The sequence below is a fragment of the Actinoplanes sp. CA-051413 genome, from assembly GCF_050955795.1.
Taxonomy (GTDB): Bacteria; Actinomycetota; Actinomycetes; order Mycobacteriales; family Micromonosporaceae; genus Actinoplanes.
In genome coordinates this window covers 3,071,637-3,087,363 of sequence record NZ_CP192100.1, presented here as the reverse complement: position 1 = coordinate 3,087,363, position 15,727 = coordinate 3,071,637, and the positions used below count along the sequence as shown (strand labels likewise).

General features: G+C 70.2%; 15 protein-coding genes and 1 pseudogene. 11 read left to right on the top strand and 5 right to left on the bottom strand.

What is annotated here, in order from left to right:
- Window positions 1–3 precede the first annotated feature (3 nt).
- Both ACQP2Y_RS14660 and ACQP2Y_RS14655 read right to left on the bottom strand, forming a co-directional pair.
- Entirely contained in the window at window positions 4–1,452 is a 1,449-nt protein-coding gene (locus ACQP2Y_RS14660; protein WP_433728321.1) for an MFS transporter, read from the bottom strand.
- 234 nt (window positions 1,453–1,686) lie between these two features.
- Window positions 1,687–2,871 (bottom strand): MFS transporter, encoded by a 1,185-nt coding sequence (locus ACQP2Y_RS14655; protein ID WP_433728319.1) that lies wholly within the window; start codon window positions 2,869–2,871, stop codon window positions 1,687–1,689.
- A 169-nt stretch (window positions 2,872–3,040) separates the two neighbouring features.
- Between ACQP2Y_RS14655 and ACQP2Y_RS14650 the strand changes: the two genes are divergently transcribed.
- The 8 genes from ACQP2Y_RS14650 to ACQP2Y_RS14615 all read left to right on the top strand — a co-directional run bounded on the left by ACQP2Y_RS14650 (window position 3,041) and on the right by ACQP2Y_RS14615 (window position 9,016).
- Entirely contained in the window at window positions 3,041–3,793 is a 753-nt protein-coding gene (locus tag ACQP2Y_RS14650; protein ID WP_433728317.1) for a carboxymuconolactone decarboxylase family protein, read from the top strand.
- 10 nt (window positions 3,794–3,803) lie between these two features.
- A complete protein-coding gene (locus tag ACQP2Y_RS14645) occupies window positions 3,804–4,790 on the top strand; it encodes an aldo/keto reductase (RefSeq protein WP_433728315.1) in 987 nt (328 codons plus the stop codon).
- Complete coding sequence (locus ACQP2Y_RS14640) at window positions 4,787–5,677, top strand: helix-turn-helix transcriptional regulator (protein WP_433728313.1); 891 nt, start codon at window positions 4,787–4,789, stop codon at window positions 5,675–5,677. Before ACQP2Y_RS14645 ends, ACQP2Y_RS14640 begins: the two co-directional genes overlap by 4 nt.
- A 91-nt stretch (window positions 5,678–5,768) precedes the next feature.
- Complete coding sequence (locus tag ACQP2Y_RS14635; protein ID WP_433728311.1) at window positions 5,769–5,948, top strand: hypothetical protein; 180 nt, start codon at window positions 5,769–5,771, stop codon at window positions 5,946–5,948.
- A gap of 148 nt (window positions 5,949–6,096) precedes the next feature.
- On the top strand, window positions 6,097–7,134 hold the full coding sequence (locus ACQP2Y_RS14630) for a zinc-binding dehydrogenase (protein WP_433728309.1): 1,038 nt from the start codon (window positions 6,097–6,099) through the stop codon (window positions 7,132–7,134).
- A 22-nt stretch (window positions 7,135–7,156) separates the two neighbouring features.
- The gene (locus tag ACQP2Y_RS14625) at window positions 7,157–8,182 is read left to right on the top strand and encodes an aldo/keto reductase (RefSeq protein WP_433728307.1); all 1,026 of its coding nucleotides are present in this window, start codon (window positions 7,157–7,159) and stop codon (window positions 8,180–8,182) included.
- A gap of 20 nt (window positions 8,183–8,202) precedes the next feature.
- A complete protein-coding gene (locus ACQP2Y_RS14620) occupies window positions 8,203–8,616 on the top strand; it encodes a (R)-mandelonitrile lyase (protein ID WP_433728304.1) in 414 nt (137 codons plus the stop codon).
- Between the two features lie 28 nt (window positions 8,617–8,644).
- On the top strand, window positions 8,645–9,016 hold the full coding sequence (locus tag ACQP2Y_RS14615) for a DUF2255 family protein (protein WP_433728302.1): 372 nt from the start codon (window positions 8,645–8,647) through the stop codon (window positions 9,014–9,016).
- A gap of 589 nt (window positions 9,017–9,605) precedes the next feature.
- On the opposite strand, the gene ACQP2Y_RS14610 is transcribed toward ACQP2Y_RS14615, so the two are convergent.
- The gene (locus tag ACQP2Y_RS14610) at window positions 9,606–9,776 is read right to left on the bottom strand and encodes a hypothetical protein (protein ID WP_433728299.1); all 171 of its coding nucleotides are present in this window, start codon (window positions 9,774–9,776) and stop codon (window positions 9,606–9,608) included.
- A gap of 203 nt (window positions 9,777–9,979) precedes the next feature.
- Here ACQP2Y_RS14610 and ACQP2Y_RS14605 point away from each other — a divergent pair, with 203 nt between their 5' ends.
- Window positions 9,980–12,427: a galactose oxidase-like domain-containing protein gene (locus ACQP2Y_RS14605; protein WP_433728297.1), complete on the top strand. Its 2,448-nt coding sequence runs from the start codon at window positions 9,980–9,982 to the stop codon at window positions 12,425–12,427.
- 29 nt (window positions 12,428–12,456) lie between these two features.
- Here ACQP2Y_RS14605 and ACQP2Y_RS14600 read toward each other — a convergent pair whose 3' ends face one another.
- Together ACQP2Y_RS14600 and ACQP2Y_RS14595 are read right to left on the bottom strand one after the other, a co-directional pair.
- Window positions 12,457–13,392 carry an FAD-dependent oxidoreductase gene (locus ACQP2Y_RS14600; RefSeq protein ID WP_433731945.1) on the bottom strand — a complete coding sequence of 312 codons (936 nt, stop codon included), beginning with the start codon at window positions 13,390–13,392 and terminating at the stop codon, window positions 12,457–12,459.
- A gap of 129 nt (window positions 13,393–13,521) precedes the next feature.
- Window positions 13,522–13,596: pseudogene (locus ACQP2Y_RS14595) on the bottom strand (hypothetical protein); the annotation flags it as partial.
- Window positions 13,597–13,718: 122 nt separating this feature from the next.
- Here ACQP2Y_RS14595 and ACQP2Y_RS14590 point away from each other — a divergent pair.
- On the top strand, window positions 13,719–14,333 hold the full coding sequence (locus ACQP2Y_RS14590; RefSeq protein ID WP_433728295.1) for a TetR/AcrR family transcriptional regulator: 615 nt from the start codon (window positions 13,719–13,721) through the stop codon (window positions 14,331–14,333).
- 100 nt (window positions 14,334–14,433) lie between these two features.
- The gene (locus tag ACQP2Y_RS14585; RefSeq protein WP_433728293.1) at window positions 14,434–15,702 is read left to right on the top strand and encodes a PQQ-binding-like beta-propeller repeat protein; all 1,269 of its coding nucleotides are present in this window, start codon (window positions 14,434–14,436) and stop codon (window positions 15,700–15,702) included.
- The last annotated feature ends 25 nt before the right edge of the window (window positions 15,703–15,727 follow it).

Below are 15,727 nucleotides of genomic sequence, written 5' to 3'. Positions count from 1 at the left end.
TGGTCACTCCACTGAGACGCCGGTGTACTCGCGCCTCGGCCGAGGCTCGGAATGCATCCCTGCGGCGTACGGGCGCCCCGGCCGGGTGGCGATGAGGCCGATGACCAGCGCCAGGGCAATGACGAGCAGGACGCTGCTACCGGTCAGCGCGGCGTGGACCCGGTTGACGAGCGCCGCGGAGCCGCCGGTTCCGGCCGGGACGGCGGCCGAGCCGATCGCGGCCAGGACAGCCAGGCCGAGCGCACTACCGAGCTGGTGGAACGTGTTGATCAGCCCGGAAGCGGCGCCCGCGTCCGCGGGGCTGACACCGGCAAGGCCGGCGGAGGTCATCGGGGCGAACGCGAGTCCCTGTCCGGCGCCGATGAGCACCATGGGCAGGGCGACCTCGAGCAGGTAGTCGCTGCCGGCGCCGGCCCGGCTGAGCCAGGCCATGCCGGCCAGGGTGGCGGCGACCCCGGCGATCAGTACGGGCACGGCCCCGAACCGCCCGATGACCCGGTTGACCAGCACCGCCACAGCGAAGTTGACAGCGGACATCGGAAGGAACGCGATCCCGGCCGCGAGCGGGCTGAAACCGAGGACCCCTTGCAGGTACTGCGAGGTGAAGAAGAAAAATCCGATCATCGCGCCCAGATACAGCATCCGGACCAGATAGGCGCCGGTGCGGCGGCGGTCGGCGAACAACCGCAGCGGCATGATCGGCTGCTCGACCCGGGCCTCGTTGATCACCAGCGCCGCCAGCAGCACCACCCCCAGCGAGATCGCGATCACGGTGCTCGGCGCGGTCCAGCCGGCCTCGGCGGCGTCGACGATGCCGAACACCAGCGCGGTCATGCCCAGCGTCGCGCACAATGCGCCGACCAGATCGAAACGGCCCTGGCGGCGTTCCGTCTCGCCGATGAACCGGCGGGCGGCGAAAACCATCGTGACCCCGATGGGTACGTTGAGGAAGAACCCGGCCCGCCACGAGATCAGGTCAGCCAGCACACCACCGACGACCAGGCCGGCGCTGGCGCCGATCCCTGCCACCGCGCTGTACGCGGCCACTGCCTTCGCCCGTTCCCGGCCCTCAGCGAAACTTGCGGTCAGCAGCGACAGCGACGACGGCGCCAGGATGGCGGCGCCGATGCCCTGGAAGGCCCGGGCGGCGATCAACCACCAGGTGTACGGGGCGAGGCCGACCAGCAGTGACGCCAACGCGAACAGCACCAGGCCGATGATGAACATCCGCCGCCGCCCCACGATGTCGCCGGAGCGGGCGCCGAGCAGCAGCAGACCGCCGAAGACGAGGGTGTAGGCGTCCTGCACCCAGGTCAAGCCGGTGGGGGTGAAGTGCATGGCCGCCTCGATGCGGGGCAGTCCGGTGAAAATGATGGAGTTGTCGAGGATGACCATGAAGTAGCTGAGGCAGATGATCGCCAGGATCATCCTGGTGTGGCGTGACGCAGGCACCGCAGGCGCCCCTTCCCAGTCGGTGTTCGCCGGTTACCTCCCCAGGCAACCGCGAAGCCGGGCCGGCCGGCAGTGACGGCTGTACCGGGTACTGCCAGACACCCCCAGAGCAAGCCGACCCGGCGCAGCCAGGCCTTGCGGCAGGACGGCCCGGCCGGTCGTAACGTCATCAGAACGTCGTCGCGACGGTCCGCACAGCGGTCCACGCCTCGCCGCGGAGCTCGTAGGTGGTGGTCAGTTGCAGGTTCCAGGTGCCGCGGCTGCCCCAGATGGTGGCGTCGACGACCGTTTTTCGGTGGACGCCAATCGCAGGCCGACCAGAGCAGCCACGGTGATCACGGCGCTGGCGGCGAACACCCCGCCGTAGCCGAGCCTGGTCGCCGAGCCGAGCCCGATCAGCGGGCCGGCGGCGATGGCGCCCAGCCGGCGGGTGTTGGCGTACAGGCCGGCGGCCACGCCGGGGCGCGGGATGATCTGCTGGAACAGCGTCAGCCCGACGCCGGCGACGGTGGCGAAGAACCAGGCGTTGAGCACCTGCAGAGCCAGCAACAGCGCCGGCCCGTGAGCGAACGCCATGGCGGCGTAATAGCCCATCCCGGCCACGCATCCGGACAGCAGGAGCAACGGCCCGGGTACGCGACCGGTGAGCTTGCCGATCAACAGCAACGCCGGGATCTCCAGCCCCGCGGCGACGCCGAGCGCGACGCCCGCCCAGGCCACATCGAGGCCCAGCCGGTCGGTCACGAACAGGCTCATCACCGAGACGGTCGCGCTGTTGGTGGCCTGCAGCGCGATGAAGACCACAACCACCGCGGCGACATGTCCCCGCGGCACCCGCCCCTCCTCCGCGGGCGCGTCGCTCGCAGACGAGACGGAGCCGCGCATCGCCGCGGTCGTCGCGATGTTGAGGACGGCGACCGCGGCGATGGCCACCAGGATCGACCGCGGACCGAACCCGCCGATGAGGGCGGCAGCCAGCGGCGGCCCGGCGACCCAGGCGACCGACACCAATGCCCGGGTACGCACCACGTCGCCCGGTGCGGCGCCGGTGTGCTTCAGGTGGGCGAACAGCAGCGAGCTGCCCACGCCGGCCGGCCCGCCGAGCAGGACCAGGCCGGTGACCGCGACCGGCAGCGACGTGGTCGTGGCGAGCACGCCGGCCAGGGCGAGCGTCAGCACTCCGCAGGCCAGCATCGGCCGCACGTAGTCGCGGGCCCGATCGGCGTACGCGGGAACCAGCAGCGAGGCGACGAATCCGCCGGTGTTGTAGATCGCCAAGGCCCAGCCGACCTCGCCCGGGCTCGCGTGGAAGACCGTGACCAGCAGCAGCGCCAGCGCCGGGTTGAGGAAGGCGAACTGCAGCCCCCAGAAGAGCGCCGATGCCGGAATCAGCATCGTCCCCCCGAACTGGTACGTCACCGTGGATACCGCCGTCGACGACGATATGCACCCCGACCGCGGTCCAGGGAGGTTCTGGTGTTACCTCCCTCCGGCCGTTTCGCCGGCGGCAGACAGGTAATGCCAGAACCTGCCAGGCCTGCTCAGGTTGGCTCTACCGTTTGCTCGACGACCACGAGAGGGGTTGGCCATGGCCATCAGCGACACGGCGCGCAAGAACCACGACGAGTTGTTTCCCGGCCACGTGTCGACGCTCGCGGTCACCGATCCGGAGCTGATCGAGTATTTCGACAACTTCGCCTTCGACGAGGTTCTGCGGCACAGCGACCTCGACCCGCGGACCCGGCTGATGACGCAGCTGGCCGCGCTGATCGCCGGGCAGGCGCTGCGTGAGTACCGGGTCATGCTCGGTGCCGCGCTGACCGCCGGCGTCACCCCGGTCGAGGCCAAGGAGATCGTCTACCAGGCCATCCCGTACGCCGGCATGGGCAAGGTCTTCGACTTCCTGCACGCCACCAACGAGGTCCTCACCGAGCGCGGGATCGACCTGCCGTTGCCCGGCCAGTCGACCACCAGCCCCGGGACCCGGGCCGAGAAGGGCCTGGCCGTGCAGAAGGAGATCGTCGGCGCCGAGACCGTCGACGCCCTGTACGCGAACGCACCCGACGACGAGCAGCACATCCAGCGGCTGCTGTCGGCCAACTGCTTCGGCGACCACTACACCCGCGGCGGCCTCGATCTGCAGACGCGGGAGCTGCTCACCCTGGCCATGCTGATCTCCCTCGGCGGCGCCGACCCGCAGGTCAAAGGCCACGTCCAGGCCAACCTCAACGTCGGCAACGACCGCGCCACCATGCTCGCCGTCATCACCCAGCTGCTCCCGTTCGTCGGCTACCCCCGCACCCTGAACGCGCTACGCGCCCTCGACGAGATCACCCGGTAAGGAGTTTGTTGTGAAGACCCGCACCCTGGGCAAGGACCTGCACGTCTCGGCGATCGGCTTCGGTGCGATGGGCATGAGCCAGAGCTACGGCCCCGGCCCCGACCGCGACGCCAACATCGCCCTGCTGCGCGCCGCGGTCGAGCGCGGCGTCACGTTCTTCGACACCGCCGAGGTCTACGGCCCGTTCGTCAACGAAGAGCTCGTCGGCGAGGCGTTGCAGCCGGTCCGTGACCAGGTCGTCATCGCCACCAAGTTCGGCTTCGCGTTCGACGCCGACGGCAAGCAGACCGGCCTGTCCAGCCGCCCCGAGCACATCAAGCAGGTCGCCGACGCTTCCCTCAAGCGGCTGCGCACCGACCACATCGACCTGTTCTACCAGCACCGCGTCAACCCCGACGTGCCCATCGAGGACGTCGCCGGCGCCGTCAAGGAACTCATCGCGGCCGGCAAGGTCCGGCACTTCGGCATGTCCGAGGCGGCCGCCGCGACGGTGCGCCGCGCGCACGCCGTGCAGCCGGTCACCGCCCTGCAGAACGAGTACTCGCTGTGGTGGAAGCGCCCCGAAGCCGAGATCATCCCGCTCTGCGCCGAGCTCGGCATCGGCCTGGTCCCCTACAGCCCGCTCGGCAAGGGCTTCCTCACCGGCACCATCACCACCGACACCGCCTTCACGCCCGGCGACATCCGCACCACCATCCCCCGCTTCGACGCCGGCGCCCGCCGAGCCAACCAGGCCCTGGTCGAGCTGCTCGGCACCATCGCCGCCCGTAAGAACGCCACCCTCGCGCAGATCGCCCTGGCCTGGCTGCTCGCCCAGCAGCCGTGGATCGTCCCGATCCCCGGCACCCGCCGCCTCGACCGCCTGGAAGAGAACCTCGGCGCCGCCGACGTGGAACTCACCAGCGACGACCTCGCCGAGATCAACACCGCCACCGCGCAGGTCGACATCCAGGGCGGGCGGTACTCGGAACAGGCTGAAAGCATGACCAACCGATGACCATGGACCACCGCGCCGAGACCCGCGACTTCCTCACCTCCCGCCGGGCCCGCATCACTCCCGAGCAGGCCGGGCTGCCCGCCTACGGCACCAGCCGTCGGGTGCCCGGGCTGCGCCGCGAGGAAGCCGCCATGCTCGCCGGGGTCAGCGTCGACTACTACACCCGCCTCGAACGCGGCAACCTCTCCGGCGTGTCCGACAGCGTCCTCGACGCCCTGGTCCGGGCGCTGCGCCTGGACGAGGCCGAACGCGACCATCTGTACGACCTGGCCCGGCAGGCCAACGCAAGCCCGCGGGCGCGGGCCATGCGGCGCCGCCCGACGGCCACGGTCCGGCCGGCCGTGCAACAGCTGCTGGATGCGATGACCAGCGCACCGGCGTACGTCCGCAACGGGCGCCTCGACATCCTCGGCGCCAACCACCTCGCCCGCGCGGTGTTCGCGCCCGTCTTCCGGGCCACCGGCCGGCCGAACCTGGCCCGGTTCGTCTTCCTCGACCCCGCCTCCCAGGACTTCTACCGCGACTGGGAACAACTGGCCGAGGACGTCGTCGCGCTGCTGCGGGGCGAGGCCGGTCGTCACCCGTACGAGAAGGACCTGACCGACCTGATCGGTGAGCTGTCCACCCGCAGCGACCGGTTCCGGGCCTGGTGGGCCGCCCACGATGTCCGGCTGCACCGCTCCGGCGTCAAACGCCTGCACCACCCGCTGGTCGGCGACCTCACCCTCACCTACGAGTCGATGGACCTCACCGCCGACCAGGGGCTGCGGCTCAACGCCTACAGCGCGCAACCCGGCTCACCCGACCAGGACGCCCTCAACCTGATTGCCAGCTGGGCTGCCACCGCCGACCCGGCCACGTCACCCACCGAAACCCAGGAGCACTGATGAGCGCCCTCACCGACACTTTCGCCCTCAGCAACGGCGACCGGATCCCGCGGGTCGGTTTCGGCACCTGGCTGCTCAAGGAGGGTGACGAGTGCTACCACGCCGTCGCCGACGCCTGCGGCTCGGCTACCGCCACATCGACGTCGGCCGGGCGGTGCGCGACTCCGGCATCCCCCGCGAGCAGGTCTACCTCGACCTCTACCTGATCCACGCGCCCTGGCCGTGGGATCAGATGGGCAAGGACTGCCGCGAGGAGAACCGGCAGATCTGAAAGGCCATGGAGAAGTTCACGACATCGTCGTCGAGGCCTACTCCCCCTTCGCCCACGGCCTGATCGTCAACCACCCCGAGATCGCCGACATCGCCGCCCGCTACGACGTCAGCGCACCGCAGCTGTGCAGGTCGGAAAGGAAATCACCATGCGTGCCACCTTCATGTACGGCGCCGGCGACGTCCGTGTGGACACCGTCGCGGACCCGGTGATCAAGGAACCCACCGACGCCGTCGTCCGGGTCGTGCTGTCCTGCATCTGCGGCAGCGACCTGCACCCGTACCACAGCCTGCCCGCTTCCGACCAGGGCACACCGATGGGCCACGAGTTCCTCGGCGTCGTCGAGGAACTCGGCCGCGACGTCGCCGGTCTGCGGCGCGGTGACCTGGTGGTAGCCCCGTTCGCCTTCCAGGACAACACCTGCGACTTCTGTCGCGAAGGGGTCCAGACCTCCTGCCGGCACGGCGGATTCATCCCCGCCGACGCCACCGGCGGCGGGCAGGCGGAAGCCGTCCGCGTCCCGCAGGCCGCCGGCACCCTCGTCAAGCTGCCCGTCGCCGCCGACTCGGACCTGCTGCCGTCTCTGCTGACGCTGTCCGACGTGTTCGGCACCGGCCACCACGCCGCCGTCCGCGCCGGCGTCAACCCGCGCACCAGCGTGACCGTCATCGGTGACGGCGCCGTCGGGCTGCTCGCCGTGATGGCCGCCAAGCGGCTCGGCGCCGAACAGATCGTCCTGATGGGCCGGCACAAGGACCGCACCGACCTGGGCCGCGAGTTCGGCGCCACCGACGTCGTCGGCGAGCGCGGCGAGGAAGGCATCGCCCGGGTCCGCGACCTGACCGGCGGCGACGGCACCCACACCGTGCTGGAATGCGTGGGCCACCTGCCCGCGTACGAGCAGGCCCTCGGCGTCGTGCGCGCCGGCGGTGTCATCAGCCGGGTCGGCGTTCCGCAGTACGACGAGGCCCCGATCGGCTTCGCCAGCCTGTTCGGCCGCAACCTCACCCTCACCGGCGGCCCGGCACCCGTACGGGCGTACATCGAGGAACTGATGCCCGACATCCTCGACGGCCGGCTGCAGCCCGGCCGGGTCTTCGACCGCACCCTCTCCCTCGACCAGACCCCGGACGGCTACCGCGCCATGGACCAACGGCAGGCCCTCAAAGTCCTCGTCCGCCCGTGATCGCCGACTGAAAGGACCCGAAATGGAATTCCGTCCGCTGGGGCGCACCGGCGTCCAGGTCAGCAAGATGTGCCTCGGCACGATGATGTTCGGTGAGTGGGGCACCAAGGACCACCAGGAGAGCATCAAGATCATCCACCGGGCGCTGGACGCCGGGATCAACTTCGTCGACACCGCCGACGTGTACTCCCAGGGTGAATCGGAGGAGATCGTCGGCAAGGCCCTCGCGGGGCGCCGCGACGAGGTCGTCCTGGCCACGAAGTTCTTCATGCCGTTCGACGACGACCCCAACCACCGCGGCGGCTCGCGCCGGTGGATCATGCAGTCGGTCGAAAACTCCCTGCGCCGGCTCGGCACCGACTACCTCGACCTGTACCAGATGCACCGCTACGACCCCGCCGTCGACCTCGACGAGACCCTCGGTGCGCTGACGGACCTCGTCCGGGCCGGCAAGGTCCGCTACCTCGGCCACTCGACCTTTCCCGCCTCAGCGCTCGTCGAGGCCCAGTACGTCGCCCGGGACCGCGGCCGCGAACGGTTCGTCACCGAGCAGCCGACGTACTCCATCCTCACCCGCGGCATCGAGAACGAGATCCTGACGCTGACCCAGAGGTACGGGATGGGCGTGCTGTCGTACAGCCCGCTGGCCGGCGGCTGGCTCTCCGGCCGCTACCGCAAGGACGCCGACAGCACCGGCCCCATGTCGGTCGCTCGTCAGCGGCTGGCGAACCGCTTCGACATGGCGCTGCCGGAGAACCAGCGCAAGCTCGACGCCGCCGACGCGCTGGGCCGGCTCGCCGACGAGGCCGGGATCAGTCTGGTCGAGATGGCCATCGCGTTCGTCCTGCGCCACCCCGGCATCACCTCAGCGATCATCGGCCCGCGCACCACGGACCACCTCGAGTCCCAGCTGGCGGCCGCCGACATCGAGCTCACCACCGACGTGCTGGACCGCATCGATCAGATCGTGGCGCCCGGCGTCACCCTGAACCCGGCCGACAACGGCTGGGTCAGCCCGTCACTGCAGCCCACCGCCCGCCGCCGCTGAACCCCCGACTGGAGACCACGATGGAACTCGTCAAGCAGAGCAACACCAGCAAGGCACCGGCAGACTGGTTCACCGGCGACGTCTGGTGGGACGTCATCCACGCCGGCCAGCAACCGTCGCGGATGCGCGTCAACCTCGTCCGCTTCTCCCCCGGCGCCCGCACCAACTGGCACTCCCACGTCCTCGGCCAGGCCCTGCACGTGGTGTCCGGCACCGCCCTGATCGGCACCCGGGACGGCACCATCATCGAGACCCACCCCGGCGAGACCGTCACCTGCCCACCCGGCGAAGACCACTGGCACGGCGCCGCCCCCGACACCTTCATGGCACACCTGGCCATGTGGGAAGGAACCGGCGACGGCACCCCGGAAACCGCCTGGCAGGAGCCGGTCACCGACGAGCAGTACCACGGCCCGCGCACCAACACCCGCTGATGCAGAGCAGCACAAGGAGTGCACGACCATGACGGACTGGACCGACCAACAAGCAGCGCAGATCGCCGGGCCTCAAGAGGTGCAGGTGATCACCCGCCGGCAGGACGGCTCGCTGCGGCGCCCCACAACCATCTGGATCGTGCGTGACGGCGGCCGCGTGTTCATCCGGTCCACCAACGGACGTACCGCCGCCTGGTTCCGTGGCGCGACCGCGACCGGCACGGGTCAGATCATCTCCGGCGGCAAGGCCACCGACGTGACCTTCACCGAAGCCACCGAAGCCGACCTGCCCACCGTCGACACGGCCTACCGACGCAAGTACAGCCAGTACGCCGGCATTGTCGACCACCTCATTCAGGACGGTCCTCGATCCGCGACCCTGCAGCTTCAGCCCGCCTGACAACACGACCATCAGCTGGAAGAGCCGGCGCCGCACGACGACGCCATACGGGCGATCGAGGGCCACGGTGACCGCGGCGGCGTAATTTGTCGCCACCGCCACCGCCACCGCCACCCAGACGGCGGTAGCCGGCTACCGCGTTTGGCGACCGCGCTGATCGACTGACCCCTCGCTCCGGCGCCATGTGCCAAAAAGAAAATGTGAATTGGGGCGATGCCGACCATTGTCGGGCAGGTCCCGCGCGGGCGCCTGTCAGCTGCGGGACACAGGATAAATGATCGCGGGAAACGGTCGTAGGGTGACGATGTTCTTATGCCGCCGGTTGCCCCCAGCACGGTCCCTACCGCACCCGGAGATCAAATTATCAGCGAGCGGGAGTAATTCGATGACCGATTCCCGTGCTTCGCCGGTCAGCATTTTCTGATCTCCGCCGGCGGAGTCCGGTCGGCTTCTGGCAACCCGTGATGAGCGGAGACGATCATGGTTGATCAGCTGGATATCCGGGATGCCGAGATATCGGCCGGCCGAGTGAGGTCGTCCGGCCATGACCACCCCGACCGAGCCGAAGCATCACTCCCAGCCGGACGCTTCAGACGGATGCCGCACGGCCAAAGGTCTTCTTCGGCACGGCATTGATCGGCAGCCCGCGCAACGATGAGAACATCTCATTTCGCATTTGCACCTGACCATACTGCAATTCCACAACAAAGGTCATCGGGATGGTTGCCTCGGCGGCGGCGTACCGGTTCGGCCATTCCATGATCCGGGCCCCCGAAGCAACCTGCAGCGCGGCCTGCGGCCAGAGCTGCCCGCCGGCACCACGGTCGCCCGGGTCACGGGCATCGAGCCGCTCACCCCGGCCGACCCGACTTCCGCCCCGTCGCGCCGCTGGCCGGCGACGACGGCAGCTTCGACATGGCGCAGCTGATTCGATTCGCCGAGCAGCCCTAGGAGGGCCGACTCATGCCGCAGACATTCCATTCCGTCCCCGGCTGGTTCTCGTGGGAGAACCAGGGCGCGGGCATCGCCGTCGCAGCGGATCCGAACGGCGCTCGCGACCTGGTGGTTTTCCTGGTCGACAACGGACCGCAGGAGAACCGCGGCATGTACCGCATCGGCCGTACGCTGGACGCGGACGGCGTGGTGACCGGCGGCTGGTCCCCGTGGGTCGACGTCCCCGACTGGTTCTCCTGGCAGAACCAGGGCGCCGATGTGGCCGTCACCGACCTCGGCGGCGGCCGCGACCTGGTTGTTCTCATGGTCGACGACGGGCCGCAGGCCAACCGTGGCCTCTACCGGATCGGCCGCGGGCTCGACCGCGACGGCCAGGCCACCGGCGGCTGGACCCCGTGGATCGACGTCCCCGACTGGTTCTCCTGGGAGAACCAGGGGGCCGGGATCGCCGTCACGCCGCCGGACGGGGCCGGCCGGCGCAACCTTGTCGTCTTCATGGTGGACGACGGGCCGCAAGCCAACCGCGGCGTCTACCGGATCGGCCGCGGGATCGACCGCGACGGCCGGATCACCGGCGGCTGGAGCCCGTGGATCGACGTCCCCGGGTGGTTCTCCTGGGAGAATCAGGGTGCCGGCGTGGCAGTCGCCGACGTCACCGGCAACGGCGCCGCGGAGCTCGTCGTCTTCCAGGTCGACGACGCCCCGGCGCTGCCCGGGGTCAGCGGCCAGAACCAGGCGCTGTTCCGGATCGGGCGCGGCTTCGACGACAACGGCGGAGTGACCGAGTGGGGCCCGGACTGGCTCGGCGTCCCGAACTGGTTCTCCTGGGAGAACCAGGGCGGTGGCATCGCGGTCGCCACGCTCGACGGGGCCCGCAAGCTGTTCGCTCTCAATGTCGACGCCCCGCCCGGCCAGAACGCGGGCCAGTACATGGTGCTGGACCTCGACGAGGACCCGGCCGAGTGCGGGCGCTGGGACGTCAAGACCTTCCTCTCCGGTGTCCTCGCCGTGCACACCGCGCTGCTGCCCGGCGGTGACGTGCTGTTCTTCGCCGGCTCCGGGAGCAGCAGGGTTCGTTTCGACTCGCCCGACTTCGGCGACGAGGCGAAGGGCGTGCCGGTCTCCGCCCGCTGGACGCCGCCGGACGACACCTTCGTCCACCCGCCCACCCTGCGTACCGCCGGCGGGCGACCGTTCGACCTGTTCTGCGGGGGCGATTCGTTCCTGCCGGACGGGCGGATGCTGGCCGCGGGTGGCACCGCGAACTACGGGCCGTTCACCGGCCGCAAGGACGTCGCCGTCTTCGACCCCGCCGCCGGGACCTGGTCGTTCGCGGCGCCCATGAAACATGGGCGTTGGTACCCGACGCTCATCACGCTGGGCGACGGCCGGGTCCTCGCTGCCACCGGCCTCGACGAGCACGGCGGCGGCGGGTCCCGGGCCGTCATGGAGATCTACGATCCGGACGCCGACACGTGGACCGAGATCGCGTTCCCGCAAGGCTTCCTCGGCCTGCCGCTCTACGCCCACCTGTTCCTGCTGGCGGACGGGCAGATCTTCTTCTCCGGTGGCCGGATGGACGACGGCCTGCCCGTCGAGCCGTTCGTCTTCGACCCCGGCCGTCCCCAGAACCCGATGCGGCCGGTGCCCGATCTGCTGGAACCGGAGCTGCGCAACCAGGCCGCCAGCGTTCTGCTGCCCCCGGCCCAGGACCAGCGGGTGCTGATCTGCGGCGGCGGGCCGGAGGGTAAGGCCGACAAGACGCACGCCACTGACCGGGTCAGCATTGTGGACCTGAAGGCGGACGATCCCCAGTACGCCGAGGCGACCCCGATGGGCCTCGGCCGGATCCACCTGAACGCCGTCGTGCTGCCCGACCACACGGTGTTCGTCAGCGGTGGCTCGCTCAAGCAGGAGGACGAGCCACTCGCCCGCCTGCAGTCGGAGATCTACGACCCGGCCACCGATTCCTGGCGGGTGGCGGCGACCGCCACGGTCCCGCGCCTGTACCACTCGACGGCGGTGCTGATGGCGGACGGCCGGGTCGTCGCCGCCGGCGGCAACCCGGAGGGTGGCAGTCAGGTGAAGTTCCTGCCGCCGGATCCGGAGGAGGAGATGCGGGTGGAGGTGTTCAGTCCGCCGTACCTCTTCCGGGGTCCACGCCCGACGATCATCGCCGCGCCGGACGCCTGCCGCTACGGCGACCAGATCCGCATCAGCACCCCGGACGCCGGGCGGATCAAGTGGGCCAGCCTCGTCTCCTGCGGGGTCACCACCCACTCCTTCGACAGCGGCCAGCGCCTCGTCGACCTCGACATCGGGGCGCGGGACGCGACCGGCCTGTTCGCGACCGTCGTCGGCAACCCGAACCTCGCGCCGCCCGGCTGGTACATGCTCTTCCTGACCGACCAGACCGGCGTGCCGTCCATCGCCCACTGGATCCAGCTCGGATCCTGACCGCACAGAACGGGCTGATCAGCGGTTGATCAGGTCGCCGCGAACATCTGCGCCGCCAGGTGCCGCGAGCGGTCGATGGCAGCGAAACCACGCGGCAGCATGACGGCCTGGTAAGCCGCGACCGCTTCCACCAACGATTTCGCGCCTCGTGCCGCAGAAATGATCTCAGCTGCCAGCGTGGCGCCGTCGGCCAGCGCGGTGTTCGCTCCGGCACCTGCGGTGGGCGGCATGGTGTGGACTGCGTCGCCGAGCAGGGTGACTGGGCCAGGCGCCCACGCCGGCATCGATTCACTGATCCGGAACGTGATCGGGAAGAACGATTCGATGTCGGCGTGGGCGTAGATGTCGCGAATGGCCGGATGCCAGTCGGCGACGGTGGTCGTCGAGAGTTCCCACAGTTCTTCCGACGACATGCGGAACAACCTGTCGTCCGTAACGCCGAGATGATCCGGGGTCGCGACCAGGGTGACCATCAGGTAGTCCGGCGTCTCGTCCACGGGGGTGCGGAACCGGACGGTGCCGAACCCGGCGCCGCACGTGCTGCCGGCCGAAACCCAGCACAGACCACGCTCGAATTCCTCGGGAGACAACGAGGCGGTCAGGGGCATCCGGCCGTACACACACCGTAGGCCGAAGTCGTGCAGCACCGCTTCGGGGAGCAACCGGCGCCGGACGGCCGACCCGACGCCGTCCGCGCCGATCAACAGATCCCCCTCGTCGCTGCCGCCTTCGGCGAACTCGACCCGCACCCGTCCCGAGCCGGTCACCTGATAGCCGGACACCGTGTGCCCGAACCGGACGACGTCGTCGAGGCCGGTGAGCAGGCCCTGGCGGAAGGTGTTGCGGTCGACGGCGGTGAGCTGATCGGCGGGAATGCCGGGGAAGTGCTGCGTGAACACCTGCCGCAGTTCGGTCGTGAAGGTCGTCACCAGATCGCCGTTGCGGCCGCTGGTGCGGCGCAGCACAGCCAGGACCTCCGGCGGGACGCAATCGGCCAGCGCGGCGTTGCCGGTCGGGTCGAGGTGGATCCGGTAACCCTGCTTCCGGGTACGGGGTGTCGGGTCCTGTTCGTAGACGACGACATCGAGCCCCGCGTGGTGCAGTGCCTGCGCGAGCGCCAGGCCGCCGACACCGCCACCGGCGATGAGAATCCTTGAGCTGTCCGGCATACATCCTCCTTGGTTTGCCTGCGATGCCCCCATGGTGGGCCGGAGCGATGACGCTGTCAAGCGTTCGTTTGACTAACTCATGTGTATGCGTAACACAGCCGAGCGAAGGTATGATCACGCCCATGTCCGCGTCGACACCCCGAAGGTCGCCCAAGGCGCAAGAGCGGCACCGCGATTCCGAACGCAGCCGCGCGCTGATCCTGGACGCCGCGACGGCCGAGTTCGGGGCGCATGGATACGCGGGCGCCCGGGTCAGCGCGATCGCCGCCCGCGCCGGGGTGAACGTCCAGCTGATCTCGTACTACTTCGATGGCAAAGAGGGCCTGTACCAGGCCATTTCGCGGCAGTGGCAGGAGCGGCAGGCCCAGTTGGCGCCGGCGGGCATGCCGTTGCCGGAGCAGCTGCGCCGCTTCGCGTTGGAGGCAGTGCACAACCCGGACGGGGTCCGCCTGCTGGCCTGGACCGGGCTCGAGTACGCCGGATCCGAGGCGCGCCCGTCGACCGACATGTTCGCCGAGACCATCAACGAGCTACGCAAGCGTCAGGAGGCCGGTGACCTGCCCGCCGATCTCGACCCGGCCTGCCTGGTCGTCATGCTGATGGCGATGACCATGGCACCCACCACGCTGCCGCACGTCATCGAGGGCACCAGCGGCACCGACCCGCGCTCGCCCGAATTCCTCAACCGGTTCGCCGACCAGGTGGCCATCCTGGCCAGGCACCTCGGCCTCGGCTAGAGCCTGGGCTTCGCCGGGCGGCGCCGGCTGCCCTGACCATGCACATCGGCGGGGTACCGGTCCGTGGATACCGGGTGTTGGATGAGGGAATGGGCTCGTCATGACCATCATCGAGCTGGGTGATCCCGGCTCCCCCGCGACGGCACCGGCACCCGCACGACGCCGTCTTGATCACCGCGTCGTCGTGCGCTGGGCCGCGGCCGCCGTGGCGGTCCTCTGCGCGGTGACACTCACCGGCTCGGCCGTCTCCGGGTCTGCCGTGATCCGGCCCCGGTGGAGCGTCGCTTTCAGTCCGACCAGCCTCGCCGACGCGGCCCGCGACACGGTGTTCGTCCAGTCCATCAACGTGGGCTCCCAGGTCACGGCGTACGAGCTGGGCAGCGGGGCGGTCCGCTGGTCGAAGGGGCTGCCGATGCCGCGCGGCCGGATGACGGCCCGGGTGCCCGGTGCGGTGCTGGTCCCGATCCTGCTGCAGGGGACGGTCGCGCTCGATCCGCGTACGGGGGCAGAGATGTGGCGGCTGCCCGGCGACATCGTGTCCGCGACGCCCGGGACCGCCCTGCTCAGGCAGCCGGACCGGACGCTGATCCTGGTACGGATGGCCGACGGCAGCCGGATCTGGTCGCGGGCGATCGAGGGTGACGAGTCCTGGGCGGTCGTCGGTCCCGAACGGCAGCGGATCGTGGCCGCCACTCCGGACGGCCGGGTCCAGGTGCTGCGCCTGAGTGACGGAGCTCTGCTCTCCCAGGGCCGCGTGGAGAACGGCAACGGCGTACCCGTCCGCAACGGCCTCGTGGCCGAGTCCGGCTTCCTGTTCGTCAACCGGATGGAGACCGACCGGGCGGTGGTGACCGCGTACGACCTGGACACGCTGCGGGAGCGCTGGCGGTACGCGCAGTCGGCGACCGACGAGATCGTGACCGGACCCGCGGCCCGTGCGTGCGGCATCGTGCTGTGCTTCGCCGACGGCACCGCCACCGTCGGGCTCGACCCGGACACCGGCGCCGTCCGCTGGCGTGCGGCGGGCTTCGTCGACGCCGTACCGGTCACCGGGCAGAACCGGGTGCTGGCCCACAGCGGTGACCACGGCGGGTTTGCGCTGATCGACACCGCCACGGGCGCGGTCGTGCTGTCCCTCGGCGCGGGCACCGCCGTGCGGGACGCCGTGGGCTCCGTCCCGGAGTACTACCTGCGCCCGGTCAACCCGGACGGACGCCGGGTCGCGGCCGACCGGATCGACCTGGCCACCGGCGGATTGCAGCTGCGCGGCATCGTCGAGGCCGTCGGCCCGCAGGGCTGTACGGCCGTCGCGGACACCCTGATCTGCGGCACGAAGGACGGCCGGCTGACCGTCACCGACGTCGGCTGAGTCCCGCGCAGCCGGCGCCCCGGGG

What these genes read in the sequence shown, in the direction of transcription:
- ACQP2Y_RS14585 (WP_433728293.1), top strand. Translation starts at nt 14,434, where the DNA reads ATGACCATCATCGAGCTGGGTGATCCCGGCTCCCCCGCGACGGCACCG.
- ACQP2Y_RS14590 (WP_433728295.1), top strand. Translation starts at nt 13,719, where the DNA reads ATGTCCGCGTCGACACCCCGAAGGTCGCCCAAGGCGCAAGAGCGGCAC.
- ACQP2Y_RS14620 (WP_433728304.1), top strand. Translation starts at nt 8,203, where the DNA reads ATGGAACTCGTCAAGCAGAGCAACACCAGCAAGGCACCGGCAGACTGG.
- ACQP2Y_RS14640 (WP_433728313.1), top strand. Translation starts at nt 4,787, where the DNA reads ATGACCATGGACCACCGCGCCGAGACCCGCGACTTCCTCACCTCCCGC.
- ACQP2Y_RS14630 (WP_433728309.1), top strand. Translation starts at nt 6,097, where the DNA reads ATGCGTGCCACCTTCATGTACGGCGCCGGCGACGTCCGTGTGGACACC.
- ACQP2Y_RS14605 (WP_433728297.1), top strand. Translation starts at nt 9,980, where the DNA reads ATGCCGCAGACATTCCATTCCGTCCCCGGCTGGTTCTCGTGGGAGAAC.
- ACQP2Y_RS14615 (WP_433728302.1), top strand. Translation starts at nt 8,645, where the DNA reads ATGACGGACTGGACCGACCAACAAGCAGCGCAGATCGCCGGGCCTCAA.
- ACQP2Y_RS14625 (WP_433728307.1), top strand. Translation starts at nt 7,157, where the DNA reads ATGGAATTCCGTCCGCTGGGGCGCACCGGCGTCCAGGTCAGCAAGATG.
- ACQP2Y_RS14610 (WP_433728299.1), bottom strand. Translation starts at nt 9,776, where the DNA reads ATGGAATGGCCGAACCGGTACGCCGCCGCCGAGGCAACCATCCCGATG.
- ACQP2Y_RS14650 (WP_433728317.1), top strand. Translation starts at nt 3,041, where the DNA reads ATGGCCATCAGCGACACGGCGCGCAAGAACCACGACGAGTTGTTTCCC.